The organism is Niallia endozanthoxylica (genome assembly GCF_008710145.1).
Taxonomy (GTDB): Bacteria; Bacillota; Bacilli; order Bacillales; family Cytobacillaceae; genus Bacillus_BD; species Bacillus_BD endozanthoxylica.
Genome location: NZ_VYKL01000014.1, coordinates 23,795 through 47,604, shown reverse-complemented (window position 1 = coordinate 47,604; position 23,810 = coordinate 23,795). Strand labels below are relative to the sequence as shown.

At 38.7% G+C, this 23,810-nt stretch carries 26 protein-coding genes; 22 read left to right on the top strand and 4 right to left on the bottom strand.

From position 1 onward, the window contains the following. Window positions 1-7 precede the first annotated feature (7 nt). The 9 genes from F4V44_RS06625 to F4V44_RS06585 all read left to right on the top strand — a co-directional run bounded on the left by F4V44_RS06625 (window position 8) and on the right by F4V44_RS06585 (window position 10,085). Window positions 8-1,720 carry a hydantoinase B/oxoprolinase family protein gene (locus F4V44_RS06625; RefSeq protein WP_150439217.1) on the top strand — a complete coding sequence of 571 codons (1,713 nt, stop codon included), beginning with the start codon at window positions 8-10 and terminating at the stop codon, window positions 1,718-1,720. A gap of 172 nt (window positions 1,721-1,892) precedes the next feature. After that, window positions 1,893-2,948 (top strand): sugar ABC transporter substrate-binding protein, encoded by a 1,056-nt coding sequence (locus tag F4V44_RS06620; protein ID WP_150439216.1) that lies wholly within the window; start codon window positions 1,893-1,895, stop codon window positions 2,946-2,948. Beyond that, the gene (locus F4V44_RS06615) at window positions 2,945-4,438 is read left to right on the top strand and encodes a sugar ABC transporter ATP-binding protein (protein ID WP_150439215.1); all 1,494 of its coding nucleotides are present in this window, start codon (window positions 2,945-2,947) and stop codon (window positions 4,436-4,438) included. Before F4V44_RS06620 ends, F4V44_RS06615 begins: the two co-directional genes overlap by 4 nt. A gap of 18 nt (window positions 4,439-4,456) precedes the next feature. Continuing rightward, window positions 4,457-5,440 (top strand): ABC transporter permease, encoded by a 984-nt coding sequence (locus tag F4V44_RS06610; protein ID WP_150439214.1) that lies wholly within the window; start codon window positions 4,457-4,459, stop codon window positions 5,438-5,440. A gap of 133 nt (window positions 5,441-5,573) precedes the next feature. Continuing rightward, entirely contained in the window at window positions 5,574-6,896 is a 1,323-nt protein-coding gene (locus F4V44_RS06605) for an aromatic ring-hydroxylating oxygenase subunit alpha (RefSeq protein ID WP_150439213.1), read from the top strand. A gap of 18 nt (window positions 6,897-6,914) precedes the next feature. After that, on the top strand, window positions 6,915-7,511 hold the full coding sequence (locus F4V44_RS06600) for an aromatic-ring-hydroxylating dioxygenase subunit beta (RefSeq protein ID WP_223881820.1): 597 nt from the start codon (window positions 6,915-6,917) through the stop codon (window positions 7,509-7,511). Window positions 7,512-7,559: 48 nt separating this feature from the next. Further along, window positions 7,560-9,065 (top strand): glutamine synthetase family protein, encoded by a 1,506-nt coding sequence (locus tag F4V44_RS06595; protein ID WP_150439304.1) that lies wholly within the window; start codon window positions 7,560-7,562, stop codon window positions 9,063-9,065. A gap of 37 nt (window positions 9,066-9,102) precedes the next feature. Next, window positions 9,103-9,363: a hypothetical protein gene (locus tag F4V44_RS06590; protein WP_150439212.1), complete on the top strand. Its 261-nt coding sequence runs from the start codon at window positions 9,103-9,105 to the stop codon at window positions 9,361-9,363. Then, on the top strand, window positions 9,360-10,085 hold the full coding sequence (locus F4V44_RS06585; protein ID WP_150439211.1) for a gamma-glutamyl-gamma-aminobutyrate hydrolase family protein: 726 nt from the start codon (window positions 9,360-9,362) through the stop codon (window positions 10,083-10,085). The genes F4V44_RS06590 and F4V44_RS06585 overlap by 4 nt, the downstream gene beginning before the upstream one ends. Before the next feature lie 72 nt (window positions 10,086-10,157). Here F4V44_RS06585 and F4V44_RS06580 read toward each other — a convergent pair whose 3' ends face one another. The 3 genes from F4V44_RS06580 to F4V44_RS06570 are packed head-to-tail and all read right to left on the bottom strand — an operon-like array spanning window position 10,158 to window position 12,733. Beyond that, on the bottom strand, window positions 10,158-10,943 hold the full coding sequence (locus F4V44_RS06580) for an ABC transporter permease (RefSeq protein WP_150439210.1): 786 nt from the start codon (window positions 10,941-10,943) through the stop codon (window positions 10,158-10,160). Between the two features lie 3 nt (window positions 10,944-10,946). Beyond that, a complete protein-coding gene (locus tag F4V44_RS06575) occupies window positions 10,947-11,738 on the bottom strand; it encodes an ABC transporter permease (RefSeq protein WP_150439209.1) in 792 nt (263 codons plus the stop codon). Further along, window positions 11,735-12,733, bottom strand: a complete 999-nt coding sequence (locus tag F4V44_RS06570) for an ABC transporter ATP-binding protein (RefSeq protein ID WP_150439208.1) — start codon at window positions 12,731-12,733, stop codon at window positions 11,735-11,737. The genes F4V44_RS06575 and F4V44_RS06570 overlap by 4 nt, the downstream gene beginning before the upstream one ends. A 240-nt stretch (window positions 12,734-12,973) precedes the next feature. Between F4V44_RS06570 and F4V44_RS06565 the strand changes: the two genes are divergently transcribed. The 6 genes from F4V44_RS06565 to F4V44_RS06540 all read left to right on the top strand — a co-directional run bounded on the left by F4V44_RS06565 (window position 12,974) and on the right by F4V44_RS06540 (window position 17,076). Beyond that, the gene (locus F4V44_RS06565) at window positions 12,974-13,630 is read left to right on the top strand and encodes a hypothetical protein (RefSeq protein ID WP_150439207.1); all 657 of its coding nucleotides are present in this window, start codon (window positions 12,974-12,976) and stop codon (window positions 13,628-13,630) included. A gap of 80 nt (window positions 13,631-13,710) precedes the next feature. Beyond that, window positions 13,711-14,508, top strand: a complete 798-nt coding sequence (locus F4V44_RS06560; protein WP_150439206.1) for a LysM peptidoglycan-binding domain-containing protein — start codon at window positions 13,711-13,713, stop codon at window positions 14,506-14,508. Between the two features lie 258 nt (window positions 14,509-14,766). Continuing rightward, window positions 14,767-14,967 carry a cold-shock protein gene (locus F4V44_RS06555; protein ID WP_150439205.1) on the top strand — a complete coding sequence of 67 codons (201 nt, stop codon included), beginning with the start codon at window positions 14,767-14,769 and terminating at the stop codon, window positions 14,965-14,967. A 125-nt stretch (window positions 14,968-15,092) separates the two neighbouring features. After that, on the top strand, window positions 15,093-16,058 hold the full coding sequence (locus tag F4V44_RS06550; protein WP_150439204.1) for an NAD(P)H-dependent flavin oxidoreductase: 966 nt from the start codon (window positions 15,093-15,095) through the stop codon (window positions 16,056-16,058). A gap of 34 nt (window positions 16,059-16,092) precedes the next feature. Then, complete coding sequence (locus F4V44_RS06545) at window positions 16,093-16,401, top strand: hypothetical protein (RefSeq protein WP_150439203.1); 309 nt, start codon at window positions 16,093-16,095, stop codon at window positions 16,399-16,401. 186 nt (window positions 16,402-16,587) lie between these two features. Beyond that, window positions 16,588-17,076 (top strand): hypothetical protein, encoded by a 489-nt coding sequence (locus F4V44_RS06540; protein ID WP_150439202.1) that lies wholly within the window; start codon window positions 16,588-16,590, stop codon window positions 17,074-17,076. 173 nt (window positions 17,077-17,249) lie between these two features. Here the strand turns inward: F4V44_RS06540 and F4V44_RS06535 are convergent, their stop codons facing one another. After that, complete coding sequence (locus F4V44_RS06535; protein WP_150439201.1) at window positions 17,250-17,582, bottom strand: hypothetical protein; 333 nt, start codon at window positions 17,580-17,582, stop codon at window positions 17,250-17,252. Window positions 17,583-17,873: 291 nt separating this feature from the next. Here F4V44_RS06535 and F4V44_RS06530 point away from each other — a divergent pair, with 291 nt between their 5' ends. The 7 genes from F4V44_RS06530 to F4V44_RS06505 all read left to right on the top strand — a co-directional run bounded on the left by F4V44_RS06530 (window position 17,874) and on the right by F4V44_RS06505 (window position 23,720). Next, window positions 17,874-18,641 (top strand): DUF3891 family protein, encoded by a 768-nt coding sequence (locus tag F4V44_RS06530; RefSeq protein ID WP_150439200.1) that lies wholly within the window; start codon window positions 17,874-17,876, stop codon window positions 18,639-18,641. A 209-nt stretch (window positions 18,642-18,850) separates the two neighbouring features. Continuing rightward, window positions 18,851-19,537 (top strand): response regulator transcription factor, encoded by a 687-nt coding sequence (locus F4V44_RS06525; RefSeq protein WP_150439199.1) that lies wholly within the window; start codon window positions 18,851-18,853, stop codon window positions 19,535-19,537. Then, a complete protein-coding gene (locus tag F4V44_RS06520; RefSeq protein WP_223881819.1) occupies window positions 19,524-21,587 on the top strand; it encodes a HAMP domain-containing sensor histidine kinase in 2,064 nt (687 codons plus the stop codon). Before F4V44_RS06525 ends, F4V44_RS06520 begins: the two co-directional genes overlap by 14 nt. 292 nt (window positions 21,588-21,879) lie before the next feature. Further along, window positions 21,880-22,587, top strand: coding sequence for a DNA alkylation repair protein (locus F4V44_RS06515; protein ID WP_150439197.1), 708 nt, complete (start codon window positions 21,880-21,882; stop codon window positions 22,585-22,587). 142 nt (window positions 22,588-22,729) lie between these two features. Further along, complete coding sequence (locus tag F4V44_RS28370) at window positions 22,730-22,927, top strand: hypothetical protein (RefSeq protein ID WP_396897484.1); 198 nt, start codon at window positions 22,730-22,732, stop codon at window positions 22,925-22,927. A gap of 12 nt (window positions 22,928-22,939) precedes the next feature. Continuing rightward, the gene (locus F4V44_RS28365; protein WP_396897483.1) at window positions 22,940-23,098 is read left to right on the top strand and encodes a hypothetical protein; all 159 of its coding nucleotides are present in this window, start codon (window positions 22,940-22,942) and stop codon (window positions 23,096-23,098) included. Continuing rightward, window positions 23,085-23,720: an O-methyltransferase gene (locus tag F4V44_RS06505; RefSeq protein ID WP_150439196.1), complete on the top strand. Its 636-nt coding sequence runs from the start codon at window positions 23,085-23,087 to the stop codon at window positions 23,718-23,720. The genes F4V44_RS28365 and F4V44_RS06505 overlap by 14 nt, the downstream gene beginning before the upstream one ends. Window positions 23,721-23,810 lie beyond the last annotated feature (90 nt).

Here is a 23,810-nt window from a genome sequence, read left to right as displayed (position 1 = left end):
GACTACCATGGATTCGATTTTAGTATCAGTAATATCTAATAGGTTAAAAGCAATTGGGAGACAAATGGGGGCCGTAATCGAAAGAAGTGCTCATTCACCACTCCTTGTCGAAGGAAGAGATTTCTCCTTAGGGATTTACACTGCAGATGGGGTGTTAATTGAGCAAACCGAGTATATCCCGATTTTAGGTTATGCAGCGGCGCCAGGTGTGAAGGCCGTAGTGGAATATTTCAAAGATGATGTCTATGAAGGGGATGTCTTTCTTCATAATGATACATTCACTGGCGGAAACCAGAACTCAGACTGGAAGGTCTTAAAACCTGTGTTTCACGAGGGAGAATTATTTGGCTGGACGACTATTACTGCCCATCAAGCTGATGTTGGAGGAGCAGTTCCAGGATCCTATAATCCTTATGCAACGGATTTATGGCAGGAAGGAATTCGCATTACACCTATTCGTATTTTCAGCAAAGGTAAAAAGCTGAAGGATGTGTGGGATTTAGTGATGGGGAATGTCAGATTGCCTGTTGTTGGTGATGATATTCTAGCAATGGTAGGAGGGTGTACCGTTGGTGAAAAAGAGCTCGTCAAACTGTTAGATCAGTATAGCGGGAAAATTGTCAATGAAGCCATCTCGGAAATCTTTGATTCTACTGAAAAAATGGCAAAGTCCATTATTAAGACGATTCCAAACGGGGTTTATGAAGGGGAATGGTTAGTCGTTGATGATGGTTTTGATCATGAAGCGGAAATGAAAATTAAAGTGACCATTTCGGTAGAAGACGAACAGATGCACTTTGATTTTACAGGAACGTCACAACAGACGAAGGGATATGTCAATGCGCCGTTACCAGTGACCATTTCCTCAGTCATGATTTCCTTCTTCATGCTAACCGAGCAGGAAATTGCTCATAATGAAGCGATTCAAAGATGTATTTCCATCCACGTTCCAGAAGGAACCATGCTTAATCCAGTATTTCCAGCTGCTTCGGGCTTTGGAAACCATTTAAGTGATCAAATATGTTCGGCTATATTTATTGCTCTGTCCAAAGCCTTACCAGAGCAAGTGACAGCGGGCTGGAATTCGTTACTATGTGCGATATTAAATGGAACGGACCAACGCACGAAAAGTCCTTTTGTTGACATTCTGTTAAATGGAAGTAAAGGGGGAAGCGGCGGTACAAAAGGTGCTGACGGGTATGACCACATTGGTTTAATTGCTTCTGGAGGTGCTTTAGCTGCACAAGATCCGGAAATGTTTGAATTGACGCTGCCTTTTACTCTCCACAAATATGAATATGCGACAGATTCCTGCGGTGCAGGGGAATGGAGAGGCGGCTTAGGTGTTGAAGTAAAGTTCACGATTAATGCTGACGGTGTCCAAGCCAGTGTGTTTGGTGATGGCGGCAGCGAAGCCACTGCTGCTCCTGGAATTTTAGGTGGAACCAATGGTGCCGTGAATTCTATTACTCTCCAATATCCAGATGGAAGAGAATACAAGAGTTTTACGAAGGATTTGATTTCTGATATACCAAAGGGAACGGTCTATCGACAACTTGCAGGAGGCGGCGGCGGTTATGGTGACCCGAAAAAACGCCCTGCTGAAATGGTCGCTAAAGAGGTTCGATATGGTTATATTTCAAAAGAGTACGCGAAAGAAAACTATGGAGTAGTAATTCGCGATGAAAAGAAAGGTGTTATTGAACAGATTTTGAGATGATCAATAGTTGATAGGATAAAAACGAAACCTTGATAGACTGATATTAGTCTATCAAGGTTTCGTGGTATTCGTAAATTTTTCAGTATTGTTCGTTTCCTTATTCCATTATTTAGAAGGACCTTATAAACGATATTATTCAAATGAGTTTCTTAAATATTTAGGAGGAAACATAATGAAACTAAAGTTGATCATCTTACTTATGATTAGTATCTTATTCATTTCTGCTTGTGGAAAAACGGAATCCACTGTGAATTCGGGAACAGACGGAAACACCTCAGAAATTAAAATTGGTGTTTCGGTTCCAATGGAAGCAAACAATTCGGTTAAAACCTGGTATAAGGCCATCCAAGCTAGGGCTGATGTCTATGGTTTTGAAGTAATGGGAATTGATGCCCAAGGTGATGCAAGCAAACAATCTAGTGATATTAATACTTTATTAGGTCAGGACATTGACGCGTTAATCGTTTGGCCATTAGATTCGAAAGCACTGCAGCCGGCTTTAGACCGTGTAGCACAAAAGAATATTCCGATGTTTGGGATTGATTTTAATGTGCAAAAAGGCGGAGACGACTACGGGATGGTTAACCAGATGATTCTTGGACGCGAAGCAGCAGCGGTTACAGTGGCTAAATTATTCGCGGATTCCTATACAGAAGCAGAAGTAGCGGGAATCGGCTTTGCGATACCTGTTCCTGGCAATATCTTTGTGATGGATAAATATAAAAGTGAACTTAAAAACTATGACCATTTAACCTTTGCAGGTCAGCAGGATAATCCTTCAGATAATATTGCTGGTGCCGAACCATTAATGAAAAACCTGCTAACAGCCAATCCAAATATCAAAGCCGTATTTGCTTATAATGACGAAAGTGCCATTGGTGCTTCGCAGGCGATTAGTAATGCAGGTGGCAAATTATATTCTGAAGATAAGAAAGATGGAATTATGGTCGTTGGATTTAATGCTGAGAAAGGTGGAATTCAAGCAGTAAAAAACGGCAAAATGCATGCAACCTTTAATATTAACCCAGTCAAAAGCGGAGCGATTCAAGTCGATTTTATCAACCAGTATGTAGTAGAAAAAGCACAAGATTCAATCGCTAAAGAAATCATTGTTCCATCCCCATTAATTGATCCATCGAATGTTAAGGATTTTGTTTCTTGGGAGGAAGAATTAAAACTAGTGAAAGATCGTCAGTATGATGCACTCAAAGAAAGTGGTGCCAAATGATTCTTGAACAAAATGGTCGATTTGCTTTGGAAATAAAAAATATGACAAAGCACTATCCCGGTGTTGTGGCGTTGAATGGGATCTCTATGAATATTGAATGGGGAAGCATTCACGGAATCGCAGGAGAAAATGGTTCTGGTAAATCTACTTTGTTACGAATTATAAGCGGCATGGAAAAGCAAAATCAGGGTGAGGTCGTCTACGACGGCCAATCCCTAAAAGAGTCACAACGGTTACTGCAGAGAGACGTGGCTATGGTGACGCAAGAGCCTTCACTAGTAAACTCTCTATCTGTAGCAGAAAATATCGCCATGGGCAATCGACATGAATACAAACTGTTTGTGAATTGGAAAAAGTATAAGCAAATTGCTTTAAAGTACTTAGAACTGCTTGGTGTGTCAGATATTGATTTAGATATTCCTGTAGAAATACTGTCACCTGATAAACAGCAATTAATTCTCATCTCGCGCGCACTAGCCTCCAATCCGAGAGTTTTATTATTAGATGAGGCGACGAGTTCTTTATCCGAAGACCAAACGATAAAGCTCTTTACCGTACTAGATGAGCTTAAAGCAAAAGGTCTTGCCATTCTCTTTATTTCACATCGATTAAAAGAATATATTCGCTTATGTGATACAGTCACCGTTTTAAGAGATTCCAATTATATTTGTAATCTGAAAAAACAAGAGCTAAGTGAAGATGCCATTGTATCCTCGATGGTAGGGAGAGAGCTAAAGGATTATTATCCGCCAAAGGGTAAGGTTCCTTCTGAGGAACAGGCAATTGTTTTTCATGATTTTTATTGCAAGCAAGTCCGAAATGTTTCGTTTTCGATTAAAAAAGGGGAAGTCTTTGTTCTTGCTGGTTTGGACGGCTGCGGTCGAAGTGAGCTGTTAAAAGGCTTATTTGGAGTATTGCCTTCAAAGGGGAAATTAGAGATTCATGGTGAGCCCATAACTTTTAAAAACCCAAGACAAGCCATTGATAAGGGATTTTCTTATATCCCTGGTGAAAGAAAAGCGGAAGGAATTATTGCTGAAATGTCCATTATGGAAAATGCGATGATTAGTTACCGCAGTCAAAAGGCATTTTGGAAATGGATTGGTCGGAAAGTGGAAAAGGATATGTTTCTCCAAATGAAAGAAAATATGAAAATCAAAGCACCTACGGTTCATACTCTAATTAAAACCTTATCAGGGGGGAACCAACAAAAAGTGGTGCTCGCGCGTGCCTTGGCGTTAAATCCAAAATTCCTCTTATTGGAAGAGCCGACAAGAGGAATTGATGTAGGGGCAAAAGCCGAGATTTATAGGCTGCTGCGTGAATTAGCACAGCAAGGAGTGACGGTCATCGTCTCGACCTCTGAATTGCCAGAGGCCATCGGTATTGCTGATCGAATTGGCGTGATGTTCCGCGGTCATTTACAGAAAGTCTTGGATCAGGCGGAAATGACCGAAGAAAAGGTTATGTACTACGCGACTGGCAATTAAGATTTTAGGAGGTGTTCCATGGATAATGTGGTAGTAGAACAAGAATTACAAAAACGCAGCCAATCAATGAAAAAGAATGCCTTTAAATTAGTAGGAATTGGTCCGCTATTAATCCTGCTTTGCGTCATTATGACCATACTGAACCCCTCTTTTTTAACCGCCAATAACTGGATCAATCTATTAAATTCCATTTCCGCTATCTGGATTATGGCGATGGCTATGACGTTGGTGTTAATCTCAGGAGGATTTGATTTATCAGTTGGGGCAAGCTTAGCTTTTAGCGGATTAATTCTTGTCAATTTAGTGGCTGCCGGTGTACCAGAGCTGGTAAGTATTTTGATTACGCTGATTGTCGTACTGCTTATTGGGATGATGACAAATGGTTTTTTAATTGGAAAATTAGGTTTAAACTTTTTTGTGGTCACTCTTGGAACCATGTCTTTGTTTCGAGGCACGGTGTATGTGTGGACAGATGGTCAAACCCAATATGCCGATAATAATCCCATTGTTAGTTTTCTTGGGAATGGCACGATAGGGTTGGTTCCTGTTCCAATCATCATTATGTTAGCTATATGTGTAGTGACCCATTTATTTTTAAAGTATACACAATTTGGAAGAGCGATTTATGTTGTAGGTGGAAATGCAACAGCCGCCAAATTATCGGGGATTAAGGTATCATTCATCCTTATTGGTGTCTATGGGATTAGTGCTCTGTATGCAGCGATTGCTGGGATCATTAATACAGGAAAGTTAGCCTCTGTATCTCCTACTATAGGTTCGGGGATGGAGTTACTAGTAGCTGCTGCAGTTCTTTTAGGCGGAACTTCCTTTAAAGGGGGAGAAGGGACGGTGGTTGGAACCACTTTAGGAGTTCTGTTTATTGGGGTTCTTCAAAACGGACTAAGCCTATCAGGGATTTCCTCCTATTGGCAGGAAGTGATCACAGGAGCGATTCTTATTTTTGCCATTCTATTAAACTATTTTAAGTTAAAACAAACCTAATATAAGCGAAATCCGATAGAAAACGGCAGGGTGTAAAGTTTTTTTACAATGATTTTAGTTTACAATGTTCAGAATATTCTTTAAATTAATAGATAGTCATAAATAAGAATAAGGATTCAATGGAGGTTAAGAGATGTATAATTGGGAGCATTTAGTTCAAAAAGATCGGGTTCACCGTTCTGTTTATACAGATCCACAGCTTTTTGAAGAGGAAATGGTGCAAATTTACGGCAGGAGTACATGGGTCTATTTAGCCCATGAAAGTGAAATTCCAAAAGTCAATGATTATAAAACAGGTTATCTCGGAAAAAGGCCCATTATCATAACAAGAGATCAAAAAGGGAAAATTCGCGCATTATTCAATCGATGTACACATAGAGGTTCAACTCTTTGTCGAATGGAAAAAGGGAATTCAAAGCAATTTGCTTGTCCGTATCATGGCTGGAATTTTAAAAATGATGGTTCCTTTATTGGGGCTCCTTGGCCGAAAGCCTACGGAGATCAATTACATTCACCAGAATTTAACCTCATGCAGGTTCGGGTTGAAACGTATAAAGGATTAATTTTTGGTACGTTAAACGAAAACGGTCCAAGTTTGGACGAATATTTAGGAAATGCTAAAGAGCTGATTGATCAGTGGATGAACCATAACGGCGGTCCTGAAAGACTTCGCGTAAATAGTAACGCCCATCGAAAATTAATGAGTTGTAATTGGAAATTTGTCTATGACAATGCGGCAGATGGCTATCACGTTACCTTTTCCCATCGTTCCTTATTAGGTATTAACGAGAGATACAAGGAAGAAGGGATAGAAGATAAAGACATGGTTTATTTTACCCAAAAACCTGATGATGGACCTATGTACGTTCAGTATCTAGGAAATGGTCATATCTTTCTCGACCAAAGACCAGCCCATCGCGGCGGAGATGGCAGTATGTGGGATCAGCAGAGACCCCAGCCTGGCAGAGAGGTTTTTGAAGAGCAGATGATCGATAAATATGGGGAAAAAGCTTATCGTTATTTAGATCAAGCTGTAGGTTCACAAATGAATTTAACGATTTTCCCGAATCTGCTTTTTGTCGGAAACCAGATTCAAGTTATTGAACCGATTGCTGTGGATAAAACACAAATTACTTGGTATGCCACTACGATTAACGGCTATCCTGATGAAATTAATACTATGCGGATGAGAACGCAAGAGGATTTTCCAGCCTTCGGGGAACCGGATGATGTTACGAACTGGTCAGAAGGACAGAGAGGGTTATCCATACCTGAAGCAGAATGGGTATTTTTCAACCGGGGCTTAACTTTGACGGAAACACATCATGAGGATGCGAATGGAGTGATTACTGCACCTGTAACCGATGAGCTGCCAATGAGAGGATATTTCAATGAATGGAAAAGGCTTATGAGTCAAGCAGAGTCTACAGCAACAAATTATCAGTCTATAAAATAAAGGAAGGGGGATAAGCCCTTGAATCATCAACAAGTAAACCAGTCGAATACATCGCTTTATTCCTATTATATTAATGATGCCTATTATAGTGAATTACTTAAAGAATTAGCTATTTGGGATACCGATTTAGAAATGGACAATCCTACAACAGAGAAACAATGCACAAAGCTCATTATAAAAGAATGCCGCTTGCTAGATGAATACCGTTTTGATGAATTTCTCTCTCTTTATACTGATAAATCTCTCTATTGGATCCCCATTACACCTGGTGGAGGAGATCCCCGAACGGAGGTTAGTCATGCATTTGATGACCGAAGAAGATTGGAGGACCGCATTTACCGGTTACGTACGGGATATGCCTATTCCCAGCTGCCAATGTCAAGAACGAGAAGGCTTGTGGGCAATTTTGAATTAGGCCATGGAGAGAGTCAAGATATCGTCTTTGCCCGCTGTAATTTTACTCTTGCGGAATTAAGAGTTGGAGAGTTAAGACAATATAGCGGCTGGTATGGCTATAAATTACAAAAAGTCGAAGATCAATGGAAAATCGCCGTGAAAATGGTGAATTTAATCAATTCTGATCAGGGTCATGAAAATATGACGTTCATGCTGTAAATCTACCAATCATTCATTAATAACTAATAGGAGAGGAACGTGAAAGGTATGGCAGAGACCATTTTATCAAAATTAGAGGGTGGATTTATTAGTAACTATTCCTTATGGACAGAGGAGCAAAAAGAAGCCGCTCAAAGAATTGTTGCCGAGCTGGAGGAGCATGACTTTCTGATTGTCCGTATTGCCTGGGTAGATCAACAAGGAGTGTTAAAAAGTAAAAGGGTCCCGAAAGAAGGCTTTATTAAGTCGCTAAAAAACGGCTTAAATATCAGTACAGGTACCTTTATTTTTGATTCTGCCTATGCCCTTGTGTTCAACCCGTTCATTCCAGGCGGTGGCTATGGTGTACCTGAAATGACAGGCTGTCCAAACATTACCCTTGTACCAGATCCTTTATCCTTTAAATTGATCCCGTGGGCAGATCGCCAGGCCATGGTGATGTGTGATATTTATTTCAATGATGGTCAGCCCGTTCCTTATTCCGCAAGACAGGTGTATCGAAAAGCCTTGGATAAACTGAAGATGCGTGGAATGGAGAGTATAGTCGGGTTAGAAATTGAATGGTATTTGACAAAGATTGAAGATCCTATGCTTGCAGTCGAGCATAACGGTGACTTAGGTTTGCCTCCGGCTGCACCGAAAGTAAGTACGGTCGAGCATGGTTTATGGTATCAAGCGGAGCCGCATAATCAAGAAATACATGAAATATTAGATGTTTTGGCTGAGAATCTCTTAAAATTGGGCATTCCGCTTCGGACGATGGAGAATGAGTTGGGACCAGGGCAATATGAATTTGTGTTTGATCCATTAGAGGGAATGGAAGCAGCGGATGCCATGATGTATTTTAAAATTGCAACCAAACAAATCTCGCGAAAATATGGTTATATGGCAACCTTTATGTGCAGACCGCATTTGAAAGGGTTCTGTTCCAGCGGCTGGCATTTACATCAGTCAATTATTGATAAAAATACAGGCACCAACTTATTTATGGATGAAAATCAGGCAATCAGTGAATTTGGCCGTCATTATATTGGGGGTATTTTAGCGAATGCGAGAGCAGCTTCTGTCTTTACAACTCCTACTATCAATGGCTATAAGAGACTAAAACCAAATTCATTAGCGCCAACGAGTACAGTTTGGGGAATTTTTAACCGCGGTGTCATGATTAACGTGCATGGAACCGCAGGAGATGCTTCCTCCCATTTTGAAAACCGAATCGGTGAACCAGGGGCCAATCCATACCTGTATATGGCTTCGCAAATTGTTTCTGGATTAGATGGTGTGGATAACAGAATTGAACCAGGTGAGCCAAGTGAAACTCCGTATGATAACGACCGTGCAAAGCTGCCAAAAAGCTTACAAGAAGCGGTAGACGAGTTAAAGAGAAGTGAGTTATTTATCGAAGAGTTTGGGGAAAGCTTTGTGAAATATATCGTGGCCGTTAAAGAAAGTGAATATGGCCGGTACTTGCAATATGTTCAAGAAGAAAATATTGCAAATGCTGAGGTAGAAACCACTGAATGGGAACAAAGAGAATACTTTGAAGTTCTGTAACTTGATTCAGCGGAAGTCAGGTTGAAAGGAGAGAAGGATGGAGGAATATTCACGGGAAAAAGAACTGCTTCAGGAAATTCAAGCGTTGAAAGAAGAATTAAGTAAATACGAACAGCTCACTTCTGCCGTACTCGGGGCAGAAGTGTGGGATTATTCGATATATGAAGAAATTCCGGATGACGATTGGCTGGCGATTGATCGTCAAGATTTTGAACAGATTATGCAGCATATCCATGGACTCGTGAGAATGAAGCCCTGGAAATCTAGTATGGAAAAGAGGTTAGAGCATTATCGATGAATAAAGGAATCGTTGGATTTATCGGGCGTCAAGATTGGTTAAACAATGCGTCACCGCCGCTGCCAATTACATTCGTACCCACCAGTTTATTGACCTTTTTTCAAAAGTTAGGTTATGAAACTGTCATTATTGATATTGATAATGAAGTTGATATTCTTAACCGCTTAGATGTCTTGGTGCTTAATGGCGGATTTGAGGATATTGATCCTAGTTTATATGGAGAGGATAGACATCCCTTAACAGCCGATTGTAATAAGGAAATGGACTTGTTTGAGATTCAAGCGGTTCAGTTTGCGATAAAAAGAAAAATCCCCGTTCTTGGGATATGTCGAGGCTTCCAGCTGATTAATGTCGCGTTAGGAGGAACGCTGCATCAAGAACTGTCTGAGCTTGGCAGCGGGATTGCGCATATTTCCGATAGTTACAGTAAACCAGTCCATTCTGTAAAAATAAGAGGATGGATGAAGGAATTATTAGGAGAAAGGATTGAAGTAAACTCCTATCATCATCAAGGAATTGATCAGCTTGCAGACGCCCTGAATCCTCTTGCCTGGGCAGAGGATGGTTTAGTAGAAGCCTACGAACTAAAAGATGATAGCGTTCCATTGTTTGCTGTCCAATGGCATCCGGAATTACTTGTGGATGACAATAGCTTTAAACTAATCGAAGCTTATTTGAAACGGTGTAAGGAATTCCAGGAAATCGTTGCAAATGAAGGATAATAATATGTTTAGTTTGTCTAGAAAAAACGAGCTAAGGCTTAGACCCTGGCTCGTTTTTGTTGTTTCCTATAATTAATTCCCAGCCCCGCGGTATTTCTTAACGCCCGTATTCCACAGCACTACAGCCAAACCGAAGAAAACGGCTCCCATGACAGGAGTTAGAAAGGCGTACCCGTACCATTCTTCTCGATTTAAAAAATAAGAGGCAGGATAGACCCCAACAAAGGCGAAAGGGAGAATCCAGGTTAACACAAATTGAATGATCTTGTTATAGATATTAACAGGGTAGCGGCCGTAATTGCTGATATTATACATCATCGGCATAATATCGGTCCGGCTGTCCGACCAAAATCCGATCGTAGCAATGGAAAGAAAAATCCCTGCATAAATAAACATTCCGCCAATCACCATGACAAAGAAAATCAAAACATCATACCAGGTAAAGGACAAACCTAAATTCATTCCGGCATATCCCATCACAACTAGCCCGGTGATTACTCCAAACAAGGATTCCAGTTCCATCCGTTCCATAATGATTTGGAACAGACTGTGAACAGGGCGGGTTAAGACACGGTCCATTTCTCCTTTTACAATATAGCGTTCATTAAAGTCCCATATATTAAAAAAGGTTGAAAATAACGCAAACGGCACAAGGAAAAAGCCATAAATAAAGATAATTTCGTCCCGGCTCCAGCCGCTTAAGAGGGATGTGTGACCAAAGACGACTAAAATAAAGATTAAATTGACGGCCTGATTTAATAAGTCAGATAGAATTTCAACAGCCGTATCTACTCGATAGGTGAACCTTGTTTTTAAATATTGAGAGGCGTATTGAAAGAACATCGAAACATAAAACATATGTCAGCCTCCTTGCACAATTAATTGTTTTTTTGCTAGAGACCATAACAGACGAATTGGAATCAGCAGAATCAGAACCCAGACAGCCTGCAGAAGAATGGCATTCGTAATCTCCTGTCCGGCAAAACCTTCTGTAAAAATCATACTAGGAACATAGCTGATTGCCTGAAACGGCAGATAGGTCATGAGATTCTCGGCCCATCCTGGATAAAACGAAATTGGAAGCAAGAGCCCTGAGAACAAATCGATGACCACTCGTTTCGCACGAATTAAACCTGCATTATTAAATAAGAAGAATGTCATAATACCTGTCAACAGGTTGATTTGCGTATTGACGATAAAACTAAACACGAGCGAAACAAAGAAGAACATCCATGTCGAAGGACTTGCTGAAAAGCCTATTGGAAAGATGAACGCCACAATGATGAGACCTGGAACAGAGAAAAACAAGAGACGGAAAATACCTTCGCCTAAGGCCTGCATTGTTTTCATCCCTAAATAGTTATAAGGACGAATCATTTCAATGGCCACTTTTCCATCTTTAATTTCAGCTGCAATTTCACGGTCAATATTGTTGAAATAAAAAGCTCTTGCCATCCAAGACACAGCCACATATGTGGTCATTTGCAGGACGGATAAGCCTTGTATCTCTTCTTTGCCGCCATATATCGCCGACCATAGAAAATAGTAGGCTCCAATGTTAATACTGTAAATGAGAATACCGCTATAATAGTTTGTCCGGTAGGCAAGCATCATTAAGAAACGAACCCGAATCATTTCGATATACATACTCATGAGAGGGCCATTCCTTCTTCATAAATCCTGCGGACAATTTCTTCGGTCGAAATCTCGTTAATCCTTACATTTTTAATCGGGTTCTTTTGTACAATCGTACTGATTAATTGAGATACAAGCTGTTCGTCTCCATCAATATAAGCTAGCCATGTGGTGGCGTCTTTTTGCTCCCATTGAACATATTGAATATCCGGCAAACGGCTTCTTGTCATTTCTGCTAAAAACTCAAATTCGACTTGTTTCCCTTCCACTGCATGGGCTTGCAGCTGGTTAAGCTTTCCATCATAGATGATTTTTCCTTCATCTAATAAAACAACCCGTTCACATAGGGCTTCAATATCGGTTAAGTCATGTGTCGTCAGCAGGATGGTTGTTTTATATTGCTCGTTAATTTCTTTTAGAAACTCACGGATTTTTAATTTGACTAAAACATCTAGTCCGATGGTCGGCTCGTCTAAAAAGAGGAGAGGAGGGTTGTGTATAAGTGCGGCGGCTAATTCGCAGCGCATACGTTGTCCGAGTGACAGCTTCCGTACCGGTTTATCTAGTAAAGGACCGATATCTAATGTGTCAATGACATGACCCATATGTCTGTTATACTCTTCATCTGAAACACGATAGACCTTTTTCAATAATCGAAATGATTCTTGAACGGCAATGTCCCACCAGAGCTGGGACCGCTGTCCGAAAACGACTCCAATCGTTCTCACGAATTCTTCCCGCTGTTTGTGAGGGTTCATTCCATTTACAAGAATCGAACCGGATGTGGGAGTCAGTATACCTGTCAGCATTTTAATCGTTGTGGATTTTCCAGCACCGTTTTCCCCGATGTAGCCAACCATTTCTCCTTGTTTAACGTTCAAGGAAATATTATCAACGGCCGCATGGATTTTATAATTTCTCGTAAACAAGTCCCTGAATGCCCCGGATAAACCAGATCGGCTTGAATACGACTTAAATTCTTTCCGTAAATTTTGAACCTCAATTACGTTCATGTTGATCCCCCTAAGTCATACTGCGAAAACATATAAATATGAAAATCTTGTTCGCAAAATTTAATTTTAACGTGAGGTTAGTATTCTAGCAAGTATGGTGCACAACTAATTATATAGTAGAAACAGAATTTCATCATATCTGGCACTATACCGCCCCAAACATTCTCATTAGTAACCAAAAGAAGTGGGGTGAATACATTATATGGCCAATTAATATCTGATTATAAAGGAGTTCCTGATATGAATGATTTCCACTTTGTTCCACAAGGGAACTGGTATACAAGCAGTGCTGGTTATGATTTTCGGCAATACAAACCTGTAACAGCCTATACAGTAGATCAACCGGTCTATGTTAATCAGCAGAATATCAATGTATTTCCGTACCAAGCATTAAATTATCAGCCTGAAGGAGCTCAGTTTCCATATGTTTATGTACCAATCGCCCAGTTTTCGAAAGTAGGAGCACAAGTGAATTGGGATGAGGAAACATTAACCTTATCTGTAACGTCAGACTATTATCAAATTCGTAACGAACTGACAGACTGCCAAAAAAAATTAAAGGACTGTATGACGTCATTAAAAACACAAATGGCAGAGCATCCTCCTGCTAATCCAATGAATAAAGTAGGCCAACAAGAGCTTCATGACATGATTACGCCTTATATCATTAGACCTGAAATGGGCTATAATGTTTGGTCAGCTGCAGAAGAAGATGAAAAGACGTTTGGTGTAATACATGTTGAACATATGCAGCCAGGTTCCATCTATCACCCTCCTGGAGCTGCCTTTCATTTTAACCAAGAGTTATTAGATAAGTTGACAGAGGCGTACGGATATCCAGTTCGATTTAACTTCGGTAATCGTCATTGGAGCCAACTGGGAGTTTATAAGTATTAACTTTAATACATGTTCAAATTGTGGTATCCACAATGGTCCTGATAAATCTTGTTATTGAAATAAAAAATGGAGTGATAAGGATGCCGATCATCACGAGGAAAAATTATCTTTATACCGTTCGGCCAGGAGATACTCTCTATTCAATCGCGCAAAGGTATCGCAGTTCTGTTCAAGAAATAATGAGAATTAATCATTTGTATCCCCCGGTTACCGATCCTGGTCTAATCTATCCGGGCAATCTGTTAGTAGTACCTGACGTTTCTAGTGCAGGAAAGGTATCTTATATAGTGAAATCGGGCGATTCAATGAACTCAATCGCTATGAAATTTAGTTCCCATGTAGATTTAGTTTCTGGTATTAATCGTATAGAAAATCCAAGTATGATTTATCCTGGTCAATTAGTAACGATACCAGCATTTATCTATGAAATTCAGATGGGAGATTCATTGTTTAATATCTCACGGAAATTTGGGACTCCTTTGCAAAGCATCATAAGTGCGAACCAAGGTCGGCCAGGGTTTCAAACAGATGTGATTTGGCCTGGGTATCAGCTCATTCTTCCCCAAATAACCTCAAGAAATATTGTTGTGTGGAATCCGCTTCCGGGAACTAGAGTCGCCTCTGGCCAAAGGATTGAAGGGCAGGCGAGAGCTTTTGAAGCCAATGTGCTGCACCAAGTAAGGGATGCTAACGGTGTGATTGTATCGAACGAACGTTTCACGACGGCCGATATCGGTGCTCCTGCATATGGTTCTTTTATTAGTACAGTGCCATGGGATAGAAGTCCTACATCAAGCGTTGGTGAGCTTTGGGTATATACTAGAAGTGCCAATGATGGAAGTATTCAGGATTTAGTCAGAACAATCGTTTATTTTTAAGAAATAAGGGATAGAATTCCTCCAAATATTGGATGATTTCTATCCCTTATTCTGCTCTATAAAAGCCATTCTTGTGATAGATTGCGTAAAAAAGTTGAGAAAATAGAAAACCTGATTTGCTTTTTCTCCAACTATCTGTTATTCTAAGGAAGAATTATTTTTGTTCTACATCAGATTGAGAATTTTGTTTTTCGTCTAAGGTATTTGAGCAAGGATAGTAACAAATTGTGTGGATATCCACACTAGGAGGCAACAATAATGGAAACAGGTAAAGTAAAATGGTTTAATGCAGAAAAAGGTTTTGGATTCATCGAGCGTGAAGCAGGAGAAGACGTATTCGTACATTTCTCAGCTATCCAAGGCGAAGGTTTCAAATCTTTAGACGAAGGTCAAACAGTAACTTTTGAAGTTGAACAAGGACAACGCGGACCACAAGCTGCAAACGTTCAAAAAGCTTAATAATAGCTTAAAAACAGACTCTCTTTGCAGGGTCTGTTTTTTTTTGTGCAGATAAATGACAGGAATCCTTTTCTTTTTGTCGAATAGGTAACTACATGAACCTATAAAAAGGAGTGGAATACATATTGAAGACACGAGTAACTGAAATCTTTGGAATTAAGTATCCAATCGTACAAGGAGGGCTTGCCCACCTTGCTTATGCCGAACTGGCTGCTGCAGTGTCGAACGCAGGAGGCTTGGGACAAATTACAGCAGCAACACTGCGTACACCTGAGAAACTTCGGGAGGAAATTCGTAAAGTACGGTCACTTACTGAGAAACCGTTTGGCGTCAATTTTGCCATTGCGCGACACGATGGGAATTATAAGGAGTTATTAGAAGTAGCAATTGAGGAAAAGGTACCGGTCATTTCCATCACTGGAGCGAATCCGCAGCCTGTGTTTGAACGGATTAAAGGAGAAAATATTCGTACTCTTGTACTTGTATCAGGGGCTAGACAAGCGCAAAAAGCTGAACAGCTCGGTGCGGATGCGGTTATGGCAGTTGGTCAAGAAGGTGGAGGACATATAGGTCGCGACGATATTGGTACAATGGTTCTGATTCCCCGTGTTGTTGATGCTGTATCGATTCCTGTATTAGCCAGCGGAGGCATTGGCGATGGACGCGGGTTATTGGCAGCTTTTGCACTTGGGGCAGAAGGTATTGAAATGGGAACTCGCTTTATTGCTACACAAGAATGTGTTCATGCAAACGAGAAATATAAAGAGGCAATCCTTCAAGCAAATGAGACAGACACAGTGATTATTAAGAGAACAATTGGTGCACCTGGTCGTGTGTTGAAATCAGAATTTGCTCAGCATATTATTGACCTTGAACAAAAAGGTGCTACCTATGAAGACCTGAAAGATATGGTTAGCGGTGAAGCGAACCTCCGCTATATCTATGATGGAAACGAAGCAGAAGGTTTTGGCTGGGCTGGACAGGTTATTGGTTTAATTAACACAATTCCTACTGTTGGGGAGCTGTTTGATGAAATGATGGATACCGCTGAAAAAGGAATAAATCGTTTAGGTAACATTTTCGAAAGCTAATAATTATTGATTATCCTTTGAAAGGAGTCAATTTATGCCAAAAAGAGAAATTTCTCCGGCAAATAAAGCCCAACTCCATTCTTCTGAAAATAAAAAAACAAAAAGGAAAAGAAGGAAGAAACAGAGTGAGATAGACTGGTTAACTTTGTTTAGGTTTTCGTTTATGCTCTTTTTGGCAGGTGTTATTGTCTTTCATTATAATTTAGTAATAGAAAATCAATTAGGTAGTTTTTATGTTAAGTTTTGGAATCGTAATAAAGGAGTATTAAGCCCGATACTAGTTGTCAGCGGTTATACCTTTGCTGTGTTTCTTACAGGCTATTATTTAGGAAAGAGAAGATAAATCAGGAACTTGAAAGGGATATCTTTTTAGAGTAAGTATTCCTTACTATTTTTCTCTGCTATAAACAAACGGGTGATTACTGAAGAATAGTAATCACCTATTTATTTTGGAAAAAAGGGAGGTTTTTTATTATAAAAATTGGATATTTTAAGAAAGAGTTGAAAACGTAAGTTGAGGTGAAAGACGATGGCAACAAAGAGGCACTCGGTTTTTAATTTATCAATTATATTGATCCCATGGTTAACTTTGTTATTTATTGGGAAAAAAAGTCTCAAACGTTATTCCATTTCGGGTATTTTTATTGTTATTTTTGAGATCATTAATCATTTATATGGGCATAGAAGGAAGTGGTGGAAGTTTTACGATTTCCGAAAATCATTTATTAGGGATGAACTTCCTTTTAGTGTGGGCCCCTATATGCCTCTTTCTATGTGGCTGTTGAAATATTCATACGGAAACTTTAAAAAGTTTATTATACTAAATGCGATTGCTGATGGACTCTTTGCTTTTCTTATCATTGATCTATTCAAAAAGATGAAAGTCATTCGACTGAATCGGTTAAGTCATTTACAATTTTTCTTCTACTTGCACTATAAAGCCTATTTATTATATGGAGTGCAGTATTTGGTCGATAAAATAAAAGGATGGAATCCCTATGATAATTTACATTTATGACAGGTCAACGTATTTTCATCCCTATTAAATAATAGGCTCTGTTAACGAATCATATTAATCAGTCAGATCTTTGACTCATCTGTGAGAAATATCCATTTCTTTCTTTAGATGAGTCAAAAAATTAACACTGTTAATAAACAAAGCTAAATAATAAAAAGATTAGAATTCATCGCTTATCGTTTATAGATGATAAAGTTTTTCTGTTTTAAAGAGTGTTTTGCCCAATACTGGTGAAACGCCTCCAACACTTCTTTGGCAAATAAGTCCCCTTCCCCTTTTTGCCTAATCACACCATAATTCAGGTTACCTTGCTTCGTTGTATCGTTTAGTTTTTCACTATTCTCTAAGTCTAGCTCAATAAAAAATTGAACCTCAATGCCTTCATTATTCTTTATGGATGCGAGGTAATTCCCAAATTCCTCGATAAGAACTTCTACTTTCCAGCCCTTCTGTTCACTCTCTTGTAAAAAATCTTGATATAATCTAACAAATGTTTTTATATTCATATTGTCCCACACATCCTTTGCTGAATATTGAATCATTGTAAACCTAAAAAGTTAACAGTTTACGTCAAATCAAAGGAAATAGTTGATTTTAAAAACTAGTTCTTATCAATATATGCGCACGCTTAGTTGAAAAGAAGATTTTTCTCTTGTAAGAGCCCATGATTCACTCATTTTCACGTTCTGCTGTGTAGTGGCTGTCCTGCTAAAAACGTTGTTATGTGAGTGTTATTAACATATGATGAATAGAAGATAATTGAAAAAGAAGCTAAACGGGAGTATAGGGGGACTATAATGATTGTTAGAGAACAAGAGGACACATTCATTTTAATCGAACAAGACAATCATGGTCTTGTTTCAGGTGAAATCATGGAGAATTGGAAGAAATCTCTTTTTCATGGTGAAGATTTCTGGCAGTCTGTCCAATATGCGATTCGATATCATGATTATGGTTGGAAATCTTTTGACAAACAGCCCTTTTGGAATGATCGAGGTCAAGCTCCGTATACATTCTCAAATTATCCATTATCACCAAAAACGGTTATTTACACTTTTGGCATTAATGAAGTGGAAAAACATGACCCTTATGCGGCTCTTCTTTGCAGCAAACATTATTCAAGATTTTTACTGCCTGATTCTTCTCAAACAGCTGTTGCTTTTATCGAACAAGAGAAAGAGCGGCAGCAGCGAATCATTCATAGGCTTGGAGAAGTTGATAAGGATTTGTTCTCCTTTCATTATGGAATGTTACGCTTCGGTGACGATATTTCCCTCTATTTGTGCTTAAATGAGCCCGGTGTTTTAAAGGACAAGGAACATTTCTTTTTTCAAAAAGGCATCACACTCCCGAAGCAGCCAGGGCAAGAAGAATCCTCGATCATGACTCTGCAATGGCGAAATCGATATACAGTGTCTGTGAATCCATTTCCTTTTGAAGGGAAGATCTCTATTCAATGGAAACAGAAGGTTCTTTCAAAAAAAGATATAGTAAAGAATGGACTAATTAAAAGCTATGAGAAACAGCTTTATGAAGACGTGGCAGTGGATATTGTTCCAGAGTAATGGCTGGATTTAAAAAGCAAACATCTGAATAGTTAAATGGAAGTTTCACTTTATAAAGTAAGCTGGCTGATTGCCAGCTTTTTTTTCATCGTAAGAAAATCTTAAGATTTACATAAGGCGTTTGTTAAGATTTACTTGATATGATTCTCCTAGATAATCATACTGAGGTGATAAATAATGAAAGAATCTATTTATAGGAGTGAGTTTTCATGAACATATTGGTTTGTGATGATGATAAAGCCATTGTTGATGCGATTGGAATCTATTTAGAAAATGAAGGTTATCAAATATTGAAAGCTTTTAACGGAGAAGAAGCGATACAGTTAATGGAAGAAAATGAGGTTCATCTGATCATCATGGATATTATGATGCCGAAGATGGACGGAATCACCGCTACCATGAAGATTAGAGAGGCTATTAAAATTCCTTTAATTATGCTTTCAGCCAAATCAGAGGATTATGACAAAATATTGGGCTTAAATATCGGAGCGGATGATTATATAACCAAGCCTTTTAATCCTTTAGAGCTCATCGCAAGAGTAAAGTCGCAGCTAAGAAGATATACCACATTAGGAGGTCTTGAAAGCAAAAGTAACGTCTATCAAAGCGGGGGTCTTGTGATTGATGATGAAAGTAAAACGATTGCGGTTGATGGCGAGGAAGTCCACCTTACACCGGTACAATACAAGATTTTAAAGCTTTTGACGGCAAATGCGGGAAGAGTATTTTCTATTGAGGAAATTTACGAAAAGGTATGGAATGAGACGGCATTTAGTCCAGAGAATACAGTAGCCGTTCATATTAGAAAGATTCGGGAAAAAATTGAAATCAATCCAAAAGAGCCAAGATATTTAAAAGTGGTGTGGGGAGTTGGGTACAAAGTTGAAAAATTATAGTCACTCAATAGTAACGAAAATATTTATATTCCTTCTGGCTATTCTCTGTTTTTCAGGAGTCATTAAAGCGTTTGTTGATATTGAAATTATCCGAAATAGTGATTTCAGTACGGTTTTTGAAGAAAGCTACTTTCACAGCAAATCCTATGTACAGGAAAGTGAAGCACTTATTAGTGACCTGACAACGCTTATAAGAGAATATAAGAGTGAAGAACATATACTCAATGGCGGTACAATCAGTGAAGAGGAACTAAGAATGGAAGAAGAAACTCTTTATTATGATTTTCAAGCGCACTCTCTTCGCTATAATCCAGAACAAAGCGAAGCAAAAAACTATGAAGTATTTAAAGAAGAATATGCGGATAAAATCACTTCACTTAGGGATCAATTAATCAAAGGGGACCTAAAGCAATTTCATCTATTGCTGCAGCGTGTAGAAGAATACAAAAATCCATTATTTTATGCAAGCGATGGGGTAAATATCTATACAAACAGTCCAAAGGGTGAAAAAGAAAACTTTAAGTCGTATCCGTCTTATATGATCTTTGAAGACTATAAAAGAGAGCTGTTTCCAAAAGAATTAGAAGAAAATGAGTATCTGCTAAGCCATCTGACTTATTTGAATGAAATGAATCAGGATAGCCAGGTTATTTCTATTGCTTTTCCGGAAAAGTTTTTACAAGAAAGCATTAAAGAGTGGGAAGCAAACAAGGAAGCTGCTGAGAGAGGTTTATTGATATTCATTGGATTTTCCCTTGGGTTTATCCTAATATTTATTTATTTAATGCTTGTGACAGGTAGAAAATTCTTTAAAGATGAAGAAGTTCATTTACACGCGCTAGATAAAATTTATAATGATATTAAGATTCTGCTGTGTTTAGGACTAATCATGCTGTGGGTTGTTTTGCTCGATGCGGTTCCATTTCAAAGTATGGAGATCATGGTTATTCCATTAACGGTTCCTATTGCAACAGCTGGATTTGTGTTGATTCTATCGCTGATAAGGCATTTGAAAAATAGAACTTTCATGAAACATTCCTTTATCTATGTTGTTCTTTCAAAGTTTATTGCATTTATCAGAAATGTGTATGAAAGCGGCAGTGTAGGGGTGAAAACCGTACTCATTGTTGTAGGTTATCCTATTTTGGTTGCTGTAACTTTTTTCATTTTTCCAATTACTATTGGTTTTGCGGCTTGGTTTGCTTTAAAGAAAATTAAGGCATTTCAAGCGATTCAAGAAGGAGTAGAAAGAATAAAGGATGGAGAAATTCACCACAGTATTGAGGTAGATGGCAAAGGCGAATTTAGCAGACTAGCATCGAATATTAATCGCATCACTGATGGTTTGAATAAGGCCGTTGATAATGAACTGAAAAGTGAGCGGCTAAAAACGGAGCTTATCACCAATGTCTCTCATGATATTAGAACACCATTGACTTCTATTATTACTTATGTGGATTTATTGAAACAGGAGAATGATCCAGTAAAGATGGCAGAATATATTGAGGTACTTGAGCAAAAGTCGAAGCGATTGAAAGTAATGACAGATGATTTATTCGAAGCGGCAAAAGCCTCAAGCGGAAATATTCCGGTTCAACTTGAAAAAATTGATATCGTCTCGCTAATTAATCAGGGGTTGGGAGAGGTCAGTGACAAAATTGAAGCTTCAGAATTAACATTTAAGCTGAATCATCCAGAGGAAAAAGTCTTTATGTTAGCAGATGGAAGATTACTCTGGAGATCTATTGAGAATGTTTTATCCAATATTTTCAAATACGCCCTTAAAGGCTCAAGAGTTTATATTGATATTGAAAATCAAGGAAATGAAATCTTATTGACCTTTAAAAATATCTCAGCTTATGAGCTGAACATTTCAGCAGATGAACTCATGGAGCGTTTTACAAGAGGGGATGAATCTAGATTAAGTGAAGGAAGCGGCTTAGGCTTATCAATAACAAAAAGCTTAATTGAAATTCAAAAGGGGAGATTTCTCATTCAAGTGGACGGAGATTTATTCAAAGCTGTGATTTATATGCCAAAATATAAATAGAGTCATGCGTAGATCAAGCGCTATAGCTATTTTATGGAACAGAACAGGATATTCATTCATATCCTGTTCTTTTTTTGTTGACTATGTTAACGAATCATGTTGATGAGTCAAAAATCAATAATGCTAATAAACAAGGCTTTTTGTTAAAACAGCAATACAAAAGTGCAAAATGTTTCGCAGCTGAAATCGAAAGGACTTTTACTTTGTACAGCGAATGGTTATTAATGAGGAGTGCTATAATGAGGGATATTGTCTAATACAAAAGTAAGAGTTGAAGTGGAAGGGGACCAATATGACTTATGAGGAAATGATGCAAAAGCTTGAAGAATTAGGTTCAGAGCAGACGAAGCGAACGTTTTCTAATCATGGAGCTAAAGAGCCCTATTTTGGAGTAAAAGTAGGAGATTTAAAAAAACTAGTCAAGTTTGTGAAGAAGGATGATGAACTAGCCTTACAATTATATGATTCTGGCAATCATGATGCGATGTATTTAGCCGGCCTTTCAATCAATCCAAAGCTGATGTCAAAGGATACACTAAACAATTGGGCTAAAAAAGCTTATTGGTATATGCTTGCCGAATATACGGTAGCAGGGGTGGCAGCGGAGAGTGAATATGCTCTAGAACTAGCAAGAGAATGGATGAAGTCAGAGGACGAAATGATTGCGGTTTGCGGCTGGAGTACTTATGCCAACTATGTATCAATTACCCCTGATGAAAATCTGGATATTGCTGAAATTAGATCATTATTGAACCAAGTGAAAGAAACAGTCCATGAAGAACGGAACCGGGTACGATATGTTATGAATAGTTTTGTTATTACGGTAGGCGTTTATGTAAAAGAATTGACCGATGAAGCTAAACAAGCGGCTGAATGGATAGGCAAGGTGCACGTAGACGTTGGAAATACAGCGTGTAAAGTGCCGCTCGCAACGGAATATATAAAGAAAGTGGAAGTCAAGGACCGAATAGGAATAAAAAAGAAAACTTGTATATGTTAAACAGAAGGAACGGACAGTTAAAAAGCTGTTCGTTTTATTTTTTCAATCATTTTACAAAAAGTACCTGACTATTCAGATAAAAATTGACTTCAGTATACAATTGTATACGAGATGAGGGGTTGAATGATGAGAAATCAGGAATTTGGGGGGGCAAACGGAAAAGAGACACGAACATAGTAATCGAGGAAAAGAGCATTCTCGCCACCGTGGGGCGAAAACCTTCCGACGCGGAAGAGCAATCGCTTTTTTAGAGAGGTTGAAGGTAAAACGTGCAACCATTATGGAGCAATTAGAAAAACCGGAATTTCAGTCAATCCAGCAAGTGCTGGTTGGTGAATGAAAAGCCATTGATATGATGATAAACGAATTTATTCAACTATTTGAAATAGAAGAAAGTGAACTAACAGAAACACAGAATAAGAGTAAGGAAAATCTGGGTGACGCTGCTTTCACTGGTAAAGATACGCTGCATGATAATGAAAAGGGGATAAAAAGAGATGAAACAAATTAATACATATATTGATTCGGTATTTTCTAAACAAGATGATCTATTAAAGGAAGTTCTTGTGTCGATTAATGAAAATGGAATGCGAAATATTTCTGTATCACCTTCCACAGGAAAGCTTCTTACCATGCTTGTATCCATGACAGGTGCTAAAAAGGTTCTGGAAATAGGGGCTCTTGGCGGCTATAGTGGGATTTGTCTTGCAAGAGGCTTCGGCAGTGAAGGATCATTAACTTCCCTTGAATTAGAAGAAAACTACGCAAAGCTGGCTTATAGAAATCTATCAAAAGCAGGATTTGGCAATCAAGTAACCTATCTAGCTGGGCCGGCATTACAAAGTCTTGAAAAACTAGTCAATGATCAAAAACGGTTTGATTTTTTCTTTATTGATGCGGACAAAGGAAATTATGAAAACTACCTGGAGTTTTGCATTCAATTAGCAGAACCTGGTGCATTAATTGCCATTGATAATGTATTAGCTCGCGGCAGTGTAGCAGACCCAGATTCTCAGCCAATCCGCCATACAGAATTTATGAGAAAGTTTAATGAAAAGGTTGCCAACCACCCTCAATTAGAATCTGTACTTGTTCCAATCGGCGACGGGCTCACTCTTTCGAGAGTAAAGTAATATCGCTTCGAAAAGGTTATATAAAATAGTAGATAAAAAGAAACCATTTGGATATTTTTCCATATGGTTTCTTTTTTTGCTTATAAATAG

Excerpts from the sequence above, each read along its gene's own strand:
- F4V44_RS06625 (WP_150439217.1), top strand. The coding sequence starts at position 8 with ATGGATTCGATTTTAGTATCAGTAATATCTAATAGGTTAAAAGCAATT.
- F4V44_RS06620 (WP_150439216.1), top strand. The coding sequence starts at position 1,893 with ATGAAACTAAAGTTGATCATCTTACTTATGATTAGTATCTTATTCATT.
- F4V44_RS06615 (WP_150439215.1), top strand. The coding sequence starts at position 2,945 with ATGATTCTTGAACAAAATGGTCGATTTGCTTTGGAAATAAAAAATATG.
- F4V44_RS06610 (WP_150439214.1), top strand. The coding sequence starts at position 4,457 with ATGGATAATGTGGTAGTAGAACAAGAATTACAAAAACGCAGCCAATCA.
- F4V44_RS06605 (WP_150439213.1), top strand. The coding sequence starts at position 5,574 with ATGTATAATTGGGAGCATTTAGTTCAAAAAGATCGGGTTCACCGTTCT.
- F4V44_RS06595 (WP_150439304.1), top strand. The coding sequence starts at position 7,560 with ATGGCAGAGACCATTTTATCAAAATTAGAGGGTGGATTTATTAGTAAC.
- F4V44_RS06590 (WP_150439212.1), top strand. The coding sequence starts at position 9,103 with ATGGAGGAATATTCACGGGAAAAAGAACTGCTTCAGGAAATTCAAGCG.
- F4V44_RS06585 (WP_150439211.1), top strand. The coding sequence starts at position 9,360 with ATGAATAAAGGAATCGTTGGATTTATCGGGCGTCAAGATTGGTTAAAC.
- F4V44_RS06580 (WP_150439210.1), bottom strand. The coding sequence starts at position 10,943 with ATGTTTTATGTTTCGATGTTCTTTCAATACGCCTCTCAATATTTAAAA.
- F4V44_RS06575 (WP_150439209.1), bottom strand. The coding sequence starts at position 11,738 with ATGAGTATGTATATCGAAATGATTCGGGTTCGTTTCTTAATGATGCTT.
- F4V44_RS06570 (WP_150439208.1), bottom strand. The coding sequence starts at position 12,733 with ATGAACGTAATTGAGGTTCAAAATTTACGGAAAGAATTTAAGTCGTAT.
- F4V44_RS06565 (WP_150439207.1), top strand. The coding sequence starts at position 12,974 with ATGAATGATTTCCACTTTGTTCCACAAGGGAACTGGTATACAAGCAGT.
- F4V44_RS06560 (WP_150439206.1), top strand. The coding sequence starts at position 13,711 with ATGCCGATCATCACGAGGAAAAATTATCTTTATACCGTTCGGCCAGGA.
- F4V44_RS06555 (WP_150439205.1), top strand. The coding sequence starts at position 14,767 with ATGGAAACAGGTAAAGTAAAATGGTTTAATGCAGAAAAAGGTTTTGGA.
- F4V44_RS06545 (WP_150439203.1), top strand. The coding sequence starts at position 16,093 with ATGCCAAAAAGAGAAATTTCTCCGGCAAATAAAGCCCAACTCCATTCT.
- F4V44_RS06540 (WP_150439202.1), top strand. The coding sequence starts at position 16,588 with ATGGCAACAAAGAGGCACTCGGTTTTTAATTTATCAATTATATTGATC.
- F4V44_RS06535 (WP_150439201.1), bottom strand. The coding sequence starts at position 17,582 with ATGAATATAAAAACATTTGTTAGATTATATCAAGATTTTTTACAAGAG.
- F4V44_RS06530 (WP_150439200.1), top strand. The coding sequence starts at position 17,874 with ATGATTGTTAGAGAACAAGAGGACACATTCATTTTAATCGAACAAGAC.
- F4V44_RS06525 (WP_150439199.1), top strand. The coding sequence starts at position 18,851 with ATGAACATATTGGTTTGTGATGATGATAAAGCCATTGTTGATGCGATT.
- F4V44_RS06515 (WP_150439197.1), top strand. The coding sequence starts at position 21,880 with ATGACTTATGAGGAAATGATGCAAAAGCTTGAAGAATTAGGTTCAGAG.
- F4V44_RS28365 (WP_396897483.1), top strand. The coding sequence starts at position 22,940 with ATGATGATAAACGAATTTATTCAACTATTTGAAATAGAAGAAAGTGAA.
- F4V44_RS06505 (WP_150439196.1), top strand. The coding sequence starts at position 23,085 with ATGAAACAAATTAATACATATATTGATTCGGTATTTTCTAAACAAGAT.